This is a genomic window from uncultured Microbulbifer sp. (assembly GCF_947489355.1).
Taxonomy (GTDB): Bacteria; Pseudomonadota; Gammaproteobacteria; order Pseudomonadales; family Cellvibrionaceae; genus Microbulbifer.
In genome coordinates, this window is the sequence record NZ_CANLDD010000008.1 from 1 (window position 1) to 15,479 (window position 15,479).

General features: G+C 57.2%; 15 protein-coding genes and 3 pseudogenes. 8 read left to right on the plus strand and 10 right to left on the minus strand.

The window, feature by feature from the left end; translation table 11 throughout:
* Positions 1-150 precede the first annotated feature (150 nt).
* Positions 151-984 carry an OmpW family outer membrane protein gene (locus Q1A48_RS05490; protein WP_299942246.1) on the minus strand — a complete coding sequence of 278 codons (834 nt, stop codon included), beginning with the start codon at positions 982-984 and terminating at the stop codon, positions 151-153.
* Between the two features lie 360 nt (positions 985-1,344).
* Between Q1A48_RS05490 and Q1A48_RS05495 the strand changes: the two are divergent.
* The 3 genes and pseudogenes from Q1A48_RS05495 to Q1A48_RS05505 form a co-directional block, all read left to right on the plus strand.
* A pseudogene (locus Q1A48_RS05495) lies at positions 1,345-1,779 on the plus strand (transposase); the annotation flags it as partial.
* Positions 1,780-1,962: 183 nt separating this feature from the next.
* Positions 1,963-2,741 (plus strand): annotated as a pseudogene (locus tag Q1A48_RS05500) (IS1595 family transposase); the annotation flags it as partial.
* A 131-nt stretch (positions 2,742-2,872) separates the two neighbouring features.
* Complete coding sequence (locus Q1A48_RS05505; protein ID WP_299942248.1) at positions 2,873-3,076, plus strand: hypothetical protein; 204 nt, start codon at positions 2,873-2,875, stop codon at positions 3,074-3,076.
* Positions 3,077-3,145: 69 nt separating this feature from the next.
* Here Q1A48_RS05505 and Q1A48_RS05510 read toward each other — a convergent pair whose 3' ends face one another.
* The 7 genes from Q1A48_RS05510 to Q1A48_RS05540 form a co-directional block, all read right to left on the minus strand.
* Positions 3,146-3,928 carry an RNA methyltransferase gene (locus Q1A48_RS05510; RefSeq protein WP_299942250.1) on the minus strand — a complete coding sequence of 261 codons (783 nt, stop codon included), beginning with the start codon at positions 3,926-3,928 and terminating at the stop codon, positions 3,146-3,148.
* Positions 3,925-4,794, minus strand: coding sequence for a Rossmann-like and DUF2520 domain-containing protein (locus Q1A48_RS05515; RefSeq protein WP_299942252.1), 870 nt, complete (start codon positions 4,792-4,794; stop codon positions 3,925-3,927). Before Q1A48_RS05515 ends, Q1A48_RS05510 begins: the two co-directional genes overlap by 4 nt.
* Entirely contained in the window at positions 4,794-5,552 is a 759-nt protein-coding gene (locus tag Q1A48_RS05520) for a pyridoxine 5'-phosphate synthase (RefSeq protein WP_299942254.1), read from the minus strand. The genes Q1A48_RS05515 and Q1A48_RS05520 overlap by 1 nt, the downstream gene beginning before the upstream one ends.
* Positions 5,553-5,564: 12 nt before the next feature.
* Positions 5,565-6,146, minus strand: coding sequence for a peptidylprolyl isomerase (locus Q1A48_RS05525; protein ID WP_299942256.1), 582 nt, complete (start codon positions 6,144-6,146; stop codon positions 5,565-5,567).
* Positions 6,147-6,274: 128 nt separating this feature from the next.
* Positions 6,275-6,955: a TIGR04211 family SH3 domain-containing protein gene (locus Q1A48_RS05530; RefSeq protein ID WP_299942258.1), complete on the minus strand. Its 681-nt coding sequence runs from the start codon at positions 6,953-6,955 to the stop codon at positions 6,275-6,277.
* Between the two features lie 35 nt (positions 6,956-6,990).
* Entirely contained in the window at positions 6,991-7,290 is a 300-nt protein-coding gene (locus Q1A48_RS05535; RefSeq protein ID WP_299942260.1) for a YciI family protein, read from the minus strand.
* 46 nt (positions 7,291-7,336) lie between these two features.
* The gene (locus tag Q1A48_RS05540; protein ID WP_299942262.1) at positions 7,337-8,062 is read right to left on the minus strand and encodes a VC0807 family protein; all 726 of its coding nucleotides are present in this window, start codon (positions 8,060-8,062) and stop codon (positions 7,337-7,339) included.
* A gap of 252 nt (positions 8,063-8,314) precedes the next feature.
* Between Q1A48_RS05540 and Q1A48_RS05545 the strand changes: the two genes are divergently transcribed.
* The 5 genes and pseudogenes from Q1A48_RS05545 (at position 8,315) to rluB (ending at position 13,116) form a co-directional block, all read left to right on the plus strand.
* Entirely contained in the window at positions 8,315-9,250 is a 936-nt protein-coding gene (locus tag Q1A48_RS05545) for a PHP domain-containing protein (protein ID WP_299942265.1), read from the plus strand.
* Between the two features lie 67 nt (positions 9,251-9,317).
* Entirely contained in the window at positions 9,318-9,941 is a 624-nt protein-coding gene (locus Q1A48_RS05550; protein WP_299942267.1) for an L-threonylcarbamoyladenylate synthase, read from the plus strand.
* A 159-nt stretch (positions 9,942-10,100) separates the two neighbouring features.
* Positions 10,101-10,880, plus strand: a pseudogene (locus tag Q1A48_RS05555) (ScpA family protein); the annotation flags it as partial.
* Positions 10,881-11,080: 200 nt separating this feature from the next.
* Positions 11,081-12,262, plus strand: coding sequence for an SMC-Scp complex subunit ScpB (gene scpB / locus Q1A48_RS05560; RefSeq protein WP_299942269.1), 1,182 nt, complete (start codon positions 11,081-11,083; stop codon positions 12,260-12,262).
* Positions 12,259-13,116: a 23S rRNA pseudouridine(2605) synthase RluB gene (gene rluB, locus Q1A48_RS05565; RefSeq protein ID WP_299942271.1), complete on the plus strand. Its 858-nt coding sequence runs from the start codon at positions 12,259-12,261 to the stop codon at positions 13,114-13,116. Before scpB ends, rluB begins: the two co-directional genes overlap by 4 nt.
* A 221-nt stretch (positions 13,117-13,337) precedes the next feature.
* Here the strand turns inward: rluB and Q1A48_RS05570 are convergent, their stop codons facing one another.
* Together Q1A48_RS05570 and Q1A48_RS05575 are read right to left on the minus strand one after the other, a co-directional pair.
* The gene (locus Q1A48_RS05570) at positions 13,338-14,012 is read right to left on the minus strand and encodes an SRPBCC family protein (RefSeq protein ID WP_299942273.1); all 675 of its coding nucleotides are present in this window, start codon (positions 14,010-14,012) and stop codon (positions 13,338-13,340) included.
* A gap of 88 nt (positions 14,013-14,100) precedes the next feature.
* Positions 14,101-15,474, minus strand: coding sequence for an ATP-binding protein (locus Q1A48_RS05575; RefSeq protein WP_299942442.1), 1,374 nt, complete (start codon positions 15,472-15,474; stop codon positions 14,101-14,103).
* Between the last annotated feature and the right edge of the window lie 5 nt (positions 15,475-15,479).

Genomic DNA, 15,479 nt, shown 5'->3' on the forward strand with positions numbered 1-15,479 from the left:
AAGGAACGTTAGTTCCGTACAGACCGCTTTGAGCGGTTCACGATTAAAGCCACCGGCTTTGCCGGTGGATATTTACTGAGGGCAAAGTGATTGGGTTGTTGGAAAAATAAAAAAAGGGCGCTGGTGCGCCCTCTTTTAAAGCGAATTTGATTACCAGTGGAAATCAAACTTGTAGCCGACACCTATATTGAATGACCAGGGATCATAGAGATAATCGCCACCGAATCGGTGGAAATAGAGATCCCCGGTACTGGCATCGGTAAAGAAGGTACTTACTTCAATATCAGTATCTACGTCGTAAAAGACAGCAGCAACATTAATTAACCAGCTGCTATCATGACCAAAGTTGAAGTCAACACCAATCTGCCAGGAGTATCCCCAGCTGTATCCCAGGCTCAGGTCGCCAGAAAAGGGGAGAAATATTGAGGTTGCCGGATCAACCCACCCCCAGTCCCTGAGATCCTCGTCACTAAAGTCGGTATAATTTATACCGACCCCCATATAAGGCTGCACTAAGCAACTGGGGTCCAAAGGATACCAGTTTAGATATAGCGCCGTAAATTCGGGCTCCCAGCGGGCAAAGTCGCCGCGATGGCGGTCAAAAAAGTCTCCATTGTTAAAGCGGCGAAGCCAGGGTCTGCGATTGCCTCCATCGTGGCGATCTCCATCGGTGTAGCTTAACGATACACTGAAGTGATCCATTGGTTTCCATTCGCCGCTAATAAACCAGCCCCACTCCTCATCCGGGTCCACATTGGCTCGAAAAGCACCCCAGTCAAATAAATCTTCCGGCCATATGAGCGCTGCATCAGAAAAGGTGACATAGTCGGAATTTGGTGAGACATAGGCCCCGCCGATACGAAACTTAATTTCCTGGGTGGGCGGCGGAGGTGGGGCATAGCCAGAGGGTCCTGCCGAAGCGACACTAGAGATTGCTAAGGCGAGGGGCGTCATTACAGGGATCAAAATACGCGTCATCTTCATTTGTGGTAACTCCATTCATATTCAGCAGATCAAACAGCAATCAGCCCAATCAATGGTCAGTCTAGTCGCACGAAATCACGGGTGTAGAAAAAAGGTCAAATGTTGGCGTCTAAAAATATATTTATTGTTATCTGGCATGAAGGTGGTCTTTTGGCGTATATATTTCCTGCTGAAGACTCGATTAGGAGAAAAACCATACGCCTCTGGTACATATTTTCATGTTTCTGTAAGTTGGTGTTAATAAATAAAAAAAGTCCATGTGGCTGTGAAGCAGAGAGGAGAAAGCGATATAAAGTGGAGCCGGTACGATTTCTGGTAAGGATGAACCCCGCGATTGTAGCTATCTAATTTCTCTGTCATTTGATGGTTATGGCTGTAGAGATACTGGAGCCCAAGGGGTCTGGCCGCATCCGTCTGAGCCGTATATCCAAAGACTCCGTCTCACATGTTATTCCATTCGTTCAGGAGGTCGTAGAAGCTGGGACCAGAGTCCGCACAGACGTTTCGGCAGCCTACCGATCACTGACTGAACTGGGTTATGTGCATCAGCCCATCGTCATGCTGGGGTCCGAAATACCTGCTCATCAGTCGATGGCCGGAGTGCATCGGGTGGCGGCGCTCGTGCAACGATGGATTTTGGGAACGCACCATGGATCGGTACAGCTCGAACATCTGGATGCCTATCTGGACGAGTTTGCATTTCGTTTCAATCGTTGTACATCCCGATCCCGCGGCTTGCTGTTTTACCGACTTCTACAGCAAGCTGTCGTCACGGCAGCGGTGACTGACTCATGAGGTCGCGGGGAAGGCTTGATTGTTTCTACGGTTGTACTAAAATGAGCGAGCTGCTGTTTATATATACAGTGTCTGTGTAACTGGAGCAAAAGGATACCCCTTATATAAATACAGTTATCACTTTGATCTGCAAGGAAATTCGCCATCACCCGCAACAAGATACAGTTCTAGAGGGGCACCAGTTTGAGCGAATTCATCAATCAGTATGGCAGCGAAGAGAGGTGCTTTAACGCTCTCTATCAATGGCGATGGTCAGAGGGCTTTCGTTGCCCTCACTGTGGTCACGGCCAGTGCTGCCAACTCACCCACCGCAAGCTACAGCAGTGCAACCGCTGCCGTTGGCACACTTCGACCACTGCCGGCACCATATTCGGTTCCAGCAATCTGTTCCTTACTATGTGGCTCCTGGCCATCTATCTCATCACCCAGGATAAGATGGGTATCTCCAGGATGAAGCTGGCCCGCCATTGGGTATCACCTACAACGCTGCTTGGCGCATGAAACAGAAGCTCATGCAGGTGCTGCTGGCGCGAGACCAACAATACAGGTTGTCCGGCTTCATCAAGTTGGACGACGCCTATCTTGGTGATGAGTGCACCGGATGTAAGCCGGGGCGTGGTGTTGAGGGCAAAAGACCCTTCGTGGCCGCCGTTGAAACCACCAAGGAAGGCCATCCTACCCGAGTCAAACCCTCCTTAGTCAAAGGTTTCCGCAGTGATGAAATCGCCACATGGAGCAAGTGCCACCTGAGCAAAGGCAGTACCGTTATTTCGGATGGTCTCGCGTGCTTCAATGCCATCACTGAGGCCGGGCGTGATCACGACAAAATCGTCTGCGGTGGCGGCCGGACCTCCGTTGAGGAGCCCGAGTTCTACTGGGTGAGCACGGTGTTCGGCAACTTAAAGAGCGCATTGCGTAGTACCTACCACGCGATACGGCCAAAATATGCGCAGCGTTATCTCAATCTCCTCGATGGTCTGCGCTCGCGGTAAGTCGGTGTAAACTCGGCGCAGGTACGGAGGCCGCGGTTTTCGCCCTGGCCATTTTACTGGGCGGGCGCTTTGCCGGTGCTATCGGCAGGCAGGCGACGCAAATGGCGTTGTTAAAACGGAACACCTACAAGGCCATCCTGGAGACCAATGCCCTGGGGCAAGTGATCAGGCGCACTACCATCTCCACCCGCGCCGCCGCCGTGGCTGCCACCGGATTAAAAAACGCCTTTGCGTTTCCGGGTGGTCCTGTGGGCGTTATTACCGGCCCTAGGCGCAGGGGTGGGGCGTTTGTGGCCAGGAGGTAGCCATAAGGGTCAGGGGACGTGAGTTAACTGCGGTTGGCAAGGCGGTCTTGAGTAGTCATCTTGAAGGCGTCAGAGTTGCCCGCGAAAACTGATCAGCGCGGCGGTTACCGCCACGTTCAGGCTCTCCACTCCGTTATTCATAGGAATGCGCAGCAGGCGGTTACACTGCTTTGCCGCGTCGTCGGAAACCCCGTGGGTTTCGTTGCCCAGTACAAAAATCCTGGGTACTTTGCCGGTGATCTCTGCCAGCGTTATCGGCCCGTGGGAGGAGAGACCAAAGATTTTGGTGCCGGCTTTGCGGAAATTTCCCAGGGTATCCGCCAGGGTGTCACAATGGAGGATGCGGGTTTTGAACAGGGTACCGGTGCTGGCCTTGATCACCAATGGGTCTATCTGAGCGCACCCCTTGCGCGGCAGAATAATTCCGTCCATACCACCGGCGCAGGCGGAGCGGATAATCATACCCAGATTTTGCGGGTTGGTAATACCATCCAGTGCCAGCAGTTCATAGGGCGTTTTTTCAGCACTGGTCCTTTGCTGGAGAATAAAGGCGTCGCAGGTGCCGTAGTGGGGCAGGGCTAGGTCCAGCGCCACTCCCTGATCCTGGCGGGCGTTCTTGGAGATACGGGAGAGACCTTTGCGATCCCAGCGGGCAATTTCGATATGGCGCGCCTCTGCCAGTGCCTCCATACGGCTGATCATTTGGTCACGTTGGTTGCTGCTCGCCATGTGCAGCTTATACACCGGCAAGGATGGGTTCTGCAGGGCTTCCAGCACGGGCTTGCGCCCATAAATGGTCAGTAGGCTGTTGTAGAAGGCCTTTTTTGTCAGATACTCAGGGGTGTCTTTCACCGTGATGGCTCACTTAGCAATTCGATCAATCTGGACGCACTTTCCTCCGACAGCGGTCCGCGCCGTGCCAGGGCTACACAGGCAAGGCCCAGGTGGCGATAACAGCACGCCAGTTGAGGGTCTACTGAGACCAGGTTTTCCACCTGTGCGGTCACGGTTTCCAGGTCACCCCGGGCAATGGGGCCGGTGAGGGATTTTTCCGGCCCCAGTGTCATATTGTTCTGTGCGGTTTGCAGTACGATCGGTTCTAGCAGTTTGAGCGCGCTGCTGCGCTCAATACCCGCTGCGGCAAAGCTGCGCAGGCTGAGGTCAACCAATGTAGTGAGGTAATTGCAGGCGATCACCGAGCCCGCGTGATAGAGGGACTTATGCCGAGCTTCAATGGTAATAATTTTACAGCCGATCGCGCTGAAGGCGTCTCCCAGCGCATGGGTTGCAGGGCCGTCCCCCTCCAGCGCCACGCTGCTGCCGGGAAGACTGCTCAGAGAGCGCAATGGGTCGGCAAAGCTGTGTACCGGGTGAGCACTGGCGATAGAGGCCGGGCGCAGTTTGTCGAGCACTTCGGAGCTGAGCGCGCCGCTGCAGTGGAAAAAGACAGTCCCTTCGCGGTTGTCCGGCCTCTTGGAGAGGCGTTCGGCAAGGGCGCTGATTTCACTGTCGTGACAGGTGATCAGCCAGTAATCGGCTTCAGCCATGGACTGTAAAGTGTCGCAAGCTCGCCCTGCGCCGATAAATTCCCGTGCAGCCTGACCACTTCGCAGGGTGCGATTATGGATGGATTGAATCCGAAACAGGCCGGTTTGGTGCCATAGGCGTCCGAGGGTCTTTCCCAAATGGCCCGCGCCAATAATATTGAGGGTCTGCATCAGTTGCCGGCGAGGCAGTTCAGGTAGGCTTTTACCGCGTTCTCCAATCCCATGCCTATGGCATCCACGGTCAGGGCATGGCCGATAGAGACCTCCTGCAGCCCAGGCAGGGTGCGGTAACGGGGCAGGTTGACCAGGTTCAGGTCGTGGCCCGCGTTGACACCCAGGCCCAGCTGGCGGGCGTGTTCTGCCGCGGCGCAGTGGGCCGCAAAGATGTCGTTCATATCCCGGTGCTGTGCGGAGACGGCTTGTGCATAGGGACCGGTGTAGAGTTCAATGCGGTCCGCGCCCACATCCCTGGCCAGGCTGATCTGCTCCAGGTCCGGGTCCATAAACAGGCTGACCCGGATACCGGCGCTTTTCAGTTCTGCAACCAGGGGCAACAAACGCGCGCTGTCGAGCTTGAGATTGAAGCCGTGGTCAGAAGTCAGCTGGTCGCTGCTGTCCGGAACCAGGGTGCACTGTTCCGGCAGGGTCTCCAGCACCAGTGCCATCAAGCCCGGGTAGTCGCCCGCGGGTTCGGCAAAGGGGTTGCCCTCTACGTTAAACTCCGTGTCTTGTCGCTCCCGACAGAGGGCAGCCAGGTCGCGCACATCGCCGGGGCGGATATGGCGCTGATCCGGGCGCGGGTGCACGGTCAGGCCCTGGGCGCCGGCGTCCAGGCAAACCCGGCCGTGGGCGGTAACGTCGGGGAAGTTGCCCTCCCGGGCATTGCGAATCAGGGCAATTTTGTTGAGATTGACGCTGAGCGCTATCAAGGCCTGCTCTCCTCAGCTTTTGTTGGCAGCGGTGCTGTCGCCGGCGTCAATGCGCCTGGCATCGAGGATGCGCACGGGCGTATTCGGTGCACTCGGATACTGGCGATGAAGGCCGCGGGGCAGCTGCACGATTTTTTCCACAACATCCATGCCCTCCACAACTTTGCCGAATACGGCATAACCGGGCTTGTTCACGCCGGCATCGAGGCGGGTGTTGTCCACCAGGTTGATAAAAAACTGGGAGGTCGCGCTGTGCGGATCATCGGTCCTGGCCATAGACAGGGTGCCGCGCAGGTTTTGCAGGCCACTGGCGGACTCATTGGCGATGGCATTGCGGGTTTCCTTCTTCTGAAAATCAAAGGTAAAGCCACCCGCCTGGATCACGAATCCCGGCACCACCCGGTGGAAGATAACCCCGTTGTAAAAACCACTATCTGTATAGGCGAGGAAGTTCTCCACTGTGACGGGCGCTTCGCTGGAGAAGAGCTCGACGCGGATCACACCCAAATCGGTTTTAATCGCCACCTGGGGATTTTTCGCCAGTGCGGGCAGTGTAAGCAGTGTACAGAGAAGAAAAGCAGAGAGTTTACGCATCGTCCTTGTCCTTATGGGTTTGCCCAACTTGCGATACAACAGCGCAGTAGATGTGGTGAATTGCGGGAGCAGCCGAAACGCGGCCCCTGAGAGCCTATAGTATGCGATTTTTGAGCTACAGGGGGAGATCAGTTTGCCCACTCGGTATGACGCTTACGGGGGCGCATATGGGGTGCGATCATCGCGAGCAGAGCGCCCAGCCCCACAGACAGGGCGCCGTACAGATACCACTTGTGGGACTCGCTGCCGGAAAGGCGTTGGATTTCGGCCTCTGCCATGGTCTTTTCCTGCTTGAGCAGTTCGTATTGGTGCAAAAGTTTCTGGTGGCGCTCGTTGAGATTCAGCGCATCCGCAGACAGGGCTTTCAGTGCTTTCAGCTCAATGGTCAGCGTTTGGTTCTGTGTTCGGGCGGAATTCAGGGAGGTGTTGAGAAGACCGTTTTCCTCCTCCAAGCGTCGAACTTCCCCGCCCAGGTTACCCTCCATCTGTTCGAAGCGGGCCAGATTGTTCTCGGCCTGAGCCAGCTTGAGCTTTGCCACGGGTTCCGGGATCAGGTATTGGCGCCTCACCCAGCCTTCAGTGCCTTTGGGGGTGCGGATGCGCGCCCAACCTTCTGTAGGTACATCTTCGAGGAGTTCGAGCTGGGTACCGCTGGGTAGGCCGCGGTGCAGGATGCGAAACTCGTTGCCCATGCCCGAGCGCACAGGTACATGCAAAAGGTCGGTGATATAGCGGGTCTCTGCGCTCAGGGTCGTCGGTGCCGCAATGGGCAGTGCGGCGGTGAGCAGATAGGGCAGTAAATTCTTCATTTTGGACAAGCTTTTGCTTTGTAGGGTAGTGTTTATCAGGGCGATACAAGCTTGAACGGCTTGACGGTCATCGTGGCATAGACACCGGCTTCGAGATAGGGGTCGCTGCCGGCCCAGGCCTCGGCATCCGCCAGAGACGGGAATTCAGCGATCACCAGGCTGCCGCTGAATCCTGCCTCGCCGGGCTCCTCGCTGTCTATAGCCGGATGCGGGCCCGCGGCCAGCAAGCGGCCCTCGTTTTTCAGGTGGTCGAGTCTGGCCAGGTGACCCGCTCGCGCTTTTTTGCGCAGGGGGAGGCTGTCGCGAACATCCTCACTGATGATGGCGTACCACATTGATATTTATGCTCTTGTCCGTTGGTTGTAAAAAACAATCTATGGATTATCGGGCGATCATCACCTCTTCCAGTTTCAGCCCGGTCAGCTTGCCGATGCGGTAAAACAGAAAGAAGAGCACCAGCATCAAAATAATGGTTGCCGGCAAGGCGATTACCGGGTAACTGAGCGCGGTCATTTTGCCCAGTTCCTGATTAAATGCCTCGGTGCCGGGAGGGCTCTGCACAATCATTTTGGCGAGCAGGTAGTTGAGGGCGGAGGATAGGAAAAAGGACCCTGCGATCATCCAGGAAGCCTGTTGCAGCGCGCGGTCGAATGCCCCCTGGTTGCCTTTGCTTGCCAAACTCTGAGCAATCTTTGCCGTATCCAGAATCTGGTCGTTGTACAGCAGGGTTTTAACCAGTGGCCAGCGGGTATAGAGGGAGATGACAGTGGCTATACCCAGCAGGCCGGGGATGGCGGCTTCCTTGATGGCGATATATTGCGGGTCCAGCTCCAGCAGGCTGATACCGCCGGTGAGCAGGATGCTGATAATGCCCAGCGCCGAGAAAAAATTGACCTTACCCGAGCGAATCAAATCGCGCAATCCATAGCCCAGGGGAAAGGCCAGTGCAACGACCAGGGCCCACTTGGTGCCCAGCCAGTCATCGCCGGACAGTTTGGTCAGCACCAGGGTGGGGATCACAATATTCAGGAGCAGGTTGCCCAGCAAGCCCTCTTTCTTCTCGGGCTTTGGCCGGGGTGCTGGCGTGGTCGAATTCGTTTCGGTCATACTCAATTCCGGTGATAATGCCCGCTGGAAGCTTCCTGGCCAGTCATGCCGGGATGGCCTGTCTGTACAAAATACTTCCCCACTGACAATACTGCTGTCAGACTCCGGGCCTTTGGTGCCGCCATTGGCTGACTTCAGGTCCGGGCCTTATCCATGAAAACGCCAGGTGCGGGTGAGACATCCGCGTCGGCTGATTGTTCCAAAATAACGCATTCTGCGCCATCATTCCTTGCAAACCGAGTGGGAGCCCTGTTGTTGAGAACCCTTTCAACAGACCTGAATACAGATCTGGTCGATCTGCACAGTCACAGTACCGCCTCGGATGGTATTTTAAGTCCTGTACAACTGGTGTCGAGAGCTAAGTCTCTGGGTGTGACGTTGATGGCGCTCACCGACCACGATACAGTCGATGGTGTGGCACAGGCACAGTGTGCCGGTGTGCAGGCGGGTATTGCCGTGGTGGCAGGCATCGAATTTTCCACGCTCAGGGGGCGGCGCCCGATACATATTTTAGGGCTCAATATCGAACCGGCATCGGCGCCCTTGCAGCGGGCCATCGAGTTGCGCCAGGCGCTGCGCAGTGAGCGCGCCGAGCGGATCGCGCGGCAACTGCATCAGTGCGGTTTTCACGGGGCTCTGGAGGGCGCTCGCGCGCTTGCCGGGAGTGCTGTGCCGGGTCGCCCGCACTTTGCCCGCTGGCTGGTGGAGGCGGGACATGTGGCGGATTCTGCGCGTGCGTTCAAACGCTATCTTGGGGCAGGCAAGGTGGGCGATGTGCGGGTCGAGTGGCCACAACTGGCCGAGACCATTGACACCATCCATGCAGCGGGAGGCTGTGCTGTGCTGGCACACCCGCTTAAATACCGTCTGACCCGCACGCAATTGCTGCGCCTGATCAGCGAATTTTTACGCAGTGGTGGAGATGCGCTGGAGCTGCTTTGCGGCCGCCAGAATCCGGTGCAGACCAGGGAACTGAGCACCCTGATTACTTCGGGGGCGAAGGTGGCGCAGCGACCCGTGCCGCCATCTTCATTGGGCAGCGATTTCCATCAGCCCGGGCAAGCCTGGCGGGAGTTGGGCTGTGTGCGTCTGCCGCAAGGCGTCGAGCCGGTGTGGAATCTGTGGCACACTCTGCACCGGGACTTGCAGAGCCATACACCACCGCTCTGTTCGCGTAGCGGGCTCTGAGCCCCCTGGTGGGCTTGTGTGTATCCGCTGTGAATTTTTCCATTCAGTAAAGGCTTGGGGGGCTTTTGTGGCGCAGTTTTTTCAGATTCATCCGGAAAATCCTCAGGGGCGTCTGATCAGTCAGGCCGCTGACATTGTGACCCGTGGAGGCGTTATCGTTTTTCCCACGGACTCGGCTTATGCGATTGGGTGCCGTTTGGGGGAGAAACTGGCGGTGGAGCGGATTCGCGCACTGCGCCAACTGGACAAACAGCATAACTTTACCCTGATGTGCCGGGATCTCTCAGAGCTGGCCACTTACGCAAAAGTGGATAACCAGATGTTCCGTCTTTTAAAGAATCATACGCCGGGCCCCTATACATTTATTATGCCGGCGACAACGGAAGTGCCTCGGCGCCTTATTCATCCAAAGCGCAAAACCATCGGCATCCGTGTCCCGGACAACGCGGTTGCCCTCGCTTTGATTGAGGCGGTGGGCGAGCCCCTGATGAGTTGTAGTCTGATTATGCCCGGCGACGAGCAACCGCTCACCGATCCTTACGATATCCGCGATATGCTTGAGCATCAGGTGGAGCTGGTGATAGACGGGGGCTTTTGCGGACTGGAGGCGACTTCCGTCATTGATCTTACCGGGGACAAAGCTCGGCTGGTTCGCCATGGGTGTGGCGCTATTGGCGGGATGCTGGGCTGATTGAAGCCGTGCTGATGTATAATTGGACGTTTGCACTTTTAAAGGCGGGGCAGGGTGTCCAATAAAGCAAAAGCGCTGGCAGCCGATAGGGAAAAGCGGGAATTCGCCGGTATTGCAGCGGGTGAGGTCGGGTCGCCTGCGCAGCCCGGCGCCGGCCTTATGGACAGCCCGGAGGGGGTGCCCCTGGCTTTGGTACAGGGAGAAGCTTTTACCGATCTACCGACAGACCTCTTTATTCCGCCAGATGCTCTGGAAGTGGTCCTGGAGGCTTTTGAAGGGCCTCTGGACCTGCTCCTTTATCTGATCCGGCGCCAGAACCTGGACATTCTCGAGATCAATGTCGCAGACATCACCCGTCAATATATGGCGTATGTGGAAATGATGACGGCGATCCGTTTCGAGCTGGCAGCGGAGTACCTGGTGATGGCGGCGATGCTCGCGGAAATCAAATCCCGTATGCTCTTGCCGCGCCCCCCGCATGTAGAGGAGGAAGAGGGTGAAGATCCCCGTGCGGCACTGATCCGCCGCCTGCAGGAATACGAGCGGTTCAAGACCGCAGCGGAAGAGCTGGGCGAAATTGCGCGTATAGGCCGCGATGTTCACCCGGTTAGTGCCGATGGCCCCGACCGCAATAGTACCCGCCCGGACCCGGAGGTGGATCTCAAGGAGGTACTGGTGGCACTGGCGGATGTGCTGCGGCGTGCGGATATGTTTGAAAACCACCAGATAGAACGGGAAAAATTGTCTACCCGCGAGCGTATGACCCAGGTTCTGGAACAGATGCGCCACCGCCAGTTTGTGCCTTTTGTGAGTTTGTTCACCGTGAAAGAAGGGCGCCTCGGGGTTGTAGTCACCTTTCTCGCGGTGATGGAACTGGTCAAGGAATCCCTGGTGGAACTGGTCCAGAATGAGGCATTTGGTCCCATTCATGTGCGCGCCGCGGGTCACAGCGACGAAAATGCTGTGGATGCTGAAGGCGGAGAGGAGGATGAAACTGGCGGGGGTGAGAGGCTCGCCGGAAGGGAAGCGAATCCTGAAGCCGGCAAACCGAGAGCGGCCGGGTTGGCGGTGTCCCAGGAAACAGTATTAGCGGGAACCATGGAAAATGTCCGTGAAGGACCAGAGCTAGAAACGAAGAGATGACAATCGCATCGGAATTACTGCACAGAATCCTGGAGGGTGCGCTGCTGGCGGCGGAGCAGCCCCTGAGTGAAGAAAAGCTGTTGTCGCTGTTGCATGGGGAGGAGCAACCCTCCAGGGTGACCTTGAGAGAGGCACTGGAAGATATAGCGCAAAGCTGTGCCGGGCGCGGGTTTGAGCTCAAGAAAGTGGCCAGTGGCTGGCGCTTCCAAGTGCCCGAGGACCTGGCGCCCTGGGTGAACCGCCTGTGGGAGGAAAAAGCGCAAAAGTACTCCCGTGCAACCCTGGAAACCCTGGCCATCATCGCCTACCGCCAGCCCGTAACCCGCGGTGATATTGAAGAAATCCGCGGTGTCGCAGTGAGCTCCCAGATTGTCAAGAGCCTGTCTGAACGGGGCTGGATCAAAGTGGTTGGCCAGCGCGATGTGCCGGGAAAACCGTCTCTTTATGCAACTACCCGAGAATTTCTCGACTATTTCAATCTCTGTTCCCTGAATGAACTGCCGACACTGGCGGAAATTCGCGATTTAGGAAATCTGAACCAAGGGCCGAATCAGGACAGCCCGTCCGCTGGTGTTGGTGGGGGTGAATGCGTAGAACTGGATAAAGTGGCCGCTGAATGGCGAGACACGACTGGGGAGGGAATTTCAGACGATCCGGGGAACTCCCCTGAAGGGACCGGCAGTGAGGGCGGGGCTGACGACGCCCTGATTGCGGCGCTGGCCGAGGAAATTGTGGCGAAGGCAGGCGTTGCGGCTCCTGTAGCCCCCCTTGAGACCCTGCCCGAGAGCCGATTGCGCACCAATGCAAAGACCGCGCAAAGACAGGGTGCGGAGGACCCTGTTGAGGCCGCGGCGTCTGCGGTGGCCCTTGAAATGGAGACCGGGGCTATACAGGCTCCTGCAGCAACGCCACCAGAGGCATTGCTTGTTGACATTGATGCTGTGCCAACAAAAGCAGAAACGCCAACTGCCCAAGAGGCAGGGGACGGAAGCGACGATGACCGCTCCGAAGAACCACAGCGCAAAGCACATTCTCTGGCGGCGATGCCGCCTGCGCACAGCATCGGCGCTGATGGCAGTAACAGGGATGAGTCAGCTGCAGAAACTGGGGCTGAAGGGGATGCTGGAGCCTGTGATGATTCCGAACAAGTAGCGCAAGTGGAAAACACCACCCCATGAATGATGGTATCTCGCCTACAGGCGAAAAATTGCAAAAAGTATTGGCGCGCGGCGGCCTCGGATCGCGCCGTGAGATGGAGCGTGCGATCAATGCCGGTCGCGTGACGGTGAATGGTCAGGTGGCGGAACTCGGCGAGCGTGTGACCGGGCGGGACCGCATAGAGTTTGATGGCCGGTGCCTGCCTTCGACGGAGGAAAATCGCTGCCGGGTTTTACTCTATAACAAGCCGGTTGGTGAGATTTGTTCCCGTCAGGATCCTGAGGGACGCCCCACAGTATACGACCGACTGCCGCACTTGAAGAGCGGCCGTTGGATCTCTGTCGGGCGGCTGGATTTCAACACCAGTGGCCTGCTGCTGTTTACCAATAGTGGCGAATTGGCCAACAAGCTGATGCACCCGTCCTCGGTTATCGATCGTGAATACCTGGTGCGTATTCAGGGGAATGTGGACAGCGATATGAAGCAGCGCCTGTTCAAGGGGGTACTGCTGGATGACGGACCTGCGCGCTTTACCGATATTGTGGAGAGTGGCGGCGAGGGCAGGAACCGGTGGTTCTACTGTGTGGTGATGGAGGGGCGCAACCGCGAAGTGCGCCGCTTATGGGAATCGCAGGGGGTGCGTGTAAGCCGTCTCAAACGGGTGCGCTATGGCAGTGTCTTTATTCCCTCTCATGTGTGCGTGGGCCAGTGGATTGAGATGGAGCCCCGGGAGATTGACGATCTTTGTGTTACCGCCGGATTGCCCAAGTTGGGTCAGCGCCCGCTGACCCAGGGAGAGAAGTCGACCCTGGAACGCCAACGTCGCAAGCTGCGCAAGTCCTCGCTGCCGCCAGCGCGCAGATGGAAATCGTAAGGCCGGAAAGCTGCGGGTTTTTTGACCGGGCTAATATTACCCCGTCAGTTCAATCCGTTTTCTGTGGCCCAGTTGATGGTCGCAGGTGAAATAACGGTGCATGTACACAGGGCGACGTGTTTTTCAAGGCCCCCGCCGGCCTGAGACCGGTGGGGCGCACTTGGTGTTCCATTCTCTATCCACACAAAAAGCTAAGCGGATGTATTGGCTTGTCTGGGCTTCTATTCGTTTTCCGATGTCTCTCCGGCCTCTTCCTGCTGCTGGTTCTGTATTGCCGAGGGCACACCCTGAGGGCCGGCTCCCATGGCATCATCGACATCCGAGGGAATATCCGAGACAGAGTTGGTTGTGTCGCTGGCAGGCCCTGGTGCGCTGGTGGTGGTTTCCAGCAGATTTTTCAATTCCGCAAGCCCTTCCTCGTAGGATTGGCCCACCATCTTCTTCACCGCCAGGCCCATCCAGCGCTCCCCTGGGCCGCCGCCAGTGTCACTTCTAAAGCGCCAGGTCACCTGTGTGCCGCCGTTTTGTGGCTGCAGCTGGAACTCCGCCAGGGCCTGGGTGCCATCGCCAAAGTTGAGCTTGGTGCGCACCAAGGTATCCGGATCGCTTGCGGTAATGGTTTGAGTGCCGCTACCCGCCTTGGAATCCTCGCCGTGCCAGCGCATTTCAGCACCGACCCCCTGCTCAGGTCCGCTGTACTGGTATTGCACTGAGGGATCGACATGTCGCCAGGGAGACCAGCTGTTGAATTTGCGGAAGTTGTTGACGTAGGGGAAAACAGCCTGGGGCGGTTTGTCGATATAAATGCTGCGATCCAGCATCACCTCGCGGGGAAACAAATAACCGGCGAGCAGCAACAGTACCAGAAAAATCAGAATATAGAATATCCAGCGCATAGCGGGTCCCTTTTGTTATTTGTACATGCGATATGGTGATCGCCAAGGACGGTTGACGATAGGCATGGTTATAGCATGTCAGCGCCGATTAATCGTCAGTGATGTGCAATAGTGGCAGTTTTATTTCGACGCATAAACCTGCCCGGTCGCTGTTAAACGCGGTAATGGTGCCCCCGTGGTGCAAAATGGTCCGCTGGGCTATGGCCAGTCCCAGGCCCAAGCCGCCGCTTTCCCGGGTGCGTGCACTGTCGGTGCGGTAGAAGGGGCGGAAGATGGCTTCGAGTTCATCCTCCGCTACGCCGGTCCCGGAGTCGATCACAGATATCCGGCAGGCATCGCCGGAGGTTTTAACCTGTACCCGGACCAGGCCGTCATCGGGGCTGTATTTAATGGCGTTTCGCAGGATGTTTTCCAGTGCCGCAGTGAGGGAGCTGCCCCGCGTGGCCACCAGTGACTCGACGCTGTTGGTACTGACATCGAAGCTCAGGCCCTTTTCTTCCGCCTCAATGTGCAAGTCGTCGATCAGGGCTGAGAGCAGGGCGTTGAGTTCCACCACATCGTCCAGAGGGCGCTGCTCGGGGCTGCTGACGGGCAGGGACAGTACATCGGCGATGATGTCCTCCAGGTAGTCCGCGGCTTTGCCGATCTTGTCCAGTTCAGGGTCCAGCGCGGTTAACTGCTTTTGCCGTGCAATGGCCAGGGCTACCTGCAGCCTTGCCAGGGGGGAGCGCAGTTCGTGGGATACATCCTTGATCAGGCGGCGCTGCTCGGACATTGACTCCTGCAGCTGTGCGGTCATCGAGTCGAAATCCAGTGCCAGGCCGGTCAGTTCATCGTTGCGGGTGTGCAGGCTGGGGGCAACCCGGTAGTCCAGCTCTCCGGCGGCGACCCGCTTGGTGGCGGCGCGCAGTTGATCCAAGGGGCGGCTCAGGTAGCGCGCCAGCCAATAGCAGGCGACTCCCGAAGCGATCATGGAGAGCAACAGCATGGGCCAGAAATTGCGCCACAGGAAGCGCAGCAGCAGCCCTTCCTTGCTGCTCCCGGCTATCAACGCAATGCGCAGTGGATTTCCACTGCGCATGGGCAGGAAGAAAGCCACGGTAGGCTGGTTGTCCACCAGCATGTACGCCTCGCGGTTGCGGTAATTCAGGCTGTTGATCAGCGGCTCCATGCTGGCGGGGATCGGGCGGCCGAGTAAATCCCTGCCCTGCCGGTCTAAGGCGTAGACCCGGCGTTGCACTTTCTTGGGTGCGCGTTCGAGCCAATGCTGGAAATGCTCTGGTCCGTGGCGGCGTGTGATCCGCATATTGCGCATCACCTCACGAAACAGGGTGCCCTCCCAGCGTTCTTTCTGGCGAGGATCGCCGAACTCGCCAAAATGGGTAATGTAAATGGCAGCCACCACCATCACCATGGCGGTAACCCAGGCACCGAAGAACATTTTCCAGAACAGGCTGCGCATCTTCA

Excerpts from the sequence above, each read along its gene's own strand:
- Q1A48_RS05490 (WP_299942246.1), bottom strand. The coding sequence starts at position 984 with ATGAAGATGACGCGTATTTTGATCCCTGTAATGACGCCCCTCGCCTTA.
- Q1A48_RS05505 (WP_299942248.1), top strand. The coding sequence starts at position 2,873 with ATGGCGTTGTTAAAACGGAACACCTACAAGGCCATCCTGGAGACCAAT.
- Q1A48_RS05515 (WP_299942252.1), bottom strand. The coding sequence starts at position 4,794 with ATGCAGACCCTCAATATTATTGGCGCGGGCCATTTGGGAAAGACCCTC.
- Q1A48_RS05525 (WP_299942256.1), bottom strand. The coding sequence starts at position 6,146 with ATGCGTAAACTCTCTGCTTTTCTTCTCTGTACACTGCTTACACTGCCC.
- Q1A48_RS05530 (WP_299942258.1), bottom strand. The coding sequence starts at position 6,955 with ATGAAGAATTTACTGCCCTATCTGCTCACCGCCGCACTGCCCATTGCG.
- Q1A48_RS05535 (WP_299942260.1), bottom strand. The coding sequence starts at position 7,290 with ATGTGGTACGCCATCATCAGTGAGGATGTTCGCGACAGCCTCCCCCTG.
- Q1A48_RS05540 (WP_299942262.1), bottom strand. The coding sequence starts at position 8,062 with ATGACCGAAACGAATTCGACCACGCCAGCACCCCGGCCAAAGCCCGAG.
- scpB (WP_299942269.1), top strand. The coding sequence starts at position 11,081 with ATGACAATCGCATCGGAATTACTGCACAGAATCCTGGAGGGTGCGCTG.
- rluB (WP_299942271.1), top strand. The coding sequence starts at position 12,259 with ATGAATGATGGTATCTCGCCTACAGGCGAAAAATTGCAAAAAGTATTG.
- Q1A48_RS05570 (WP_299942273.1), bottom strand. The coding sequence starts at position 14,012 with ATGCGCTGGATATTCTATATTCTGATTTTTCTGGTACTGTTGCTGCTC.
- Q1A48_RS05575 (WP_299942442.1), bottom strand. The coding sequence starts at position 15,474 with ATGCGCAGCCTGTTCTGGAAAATGTTCTTCGGTGCCTGGGTTACCGCC.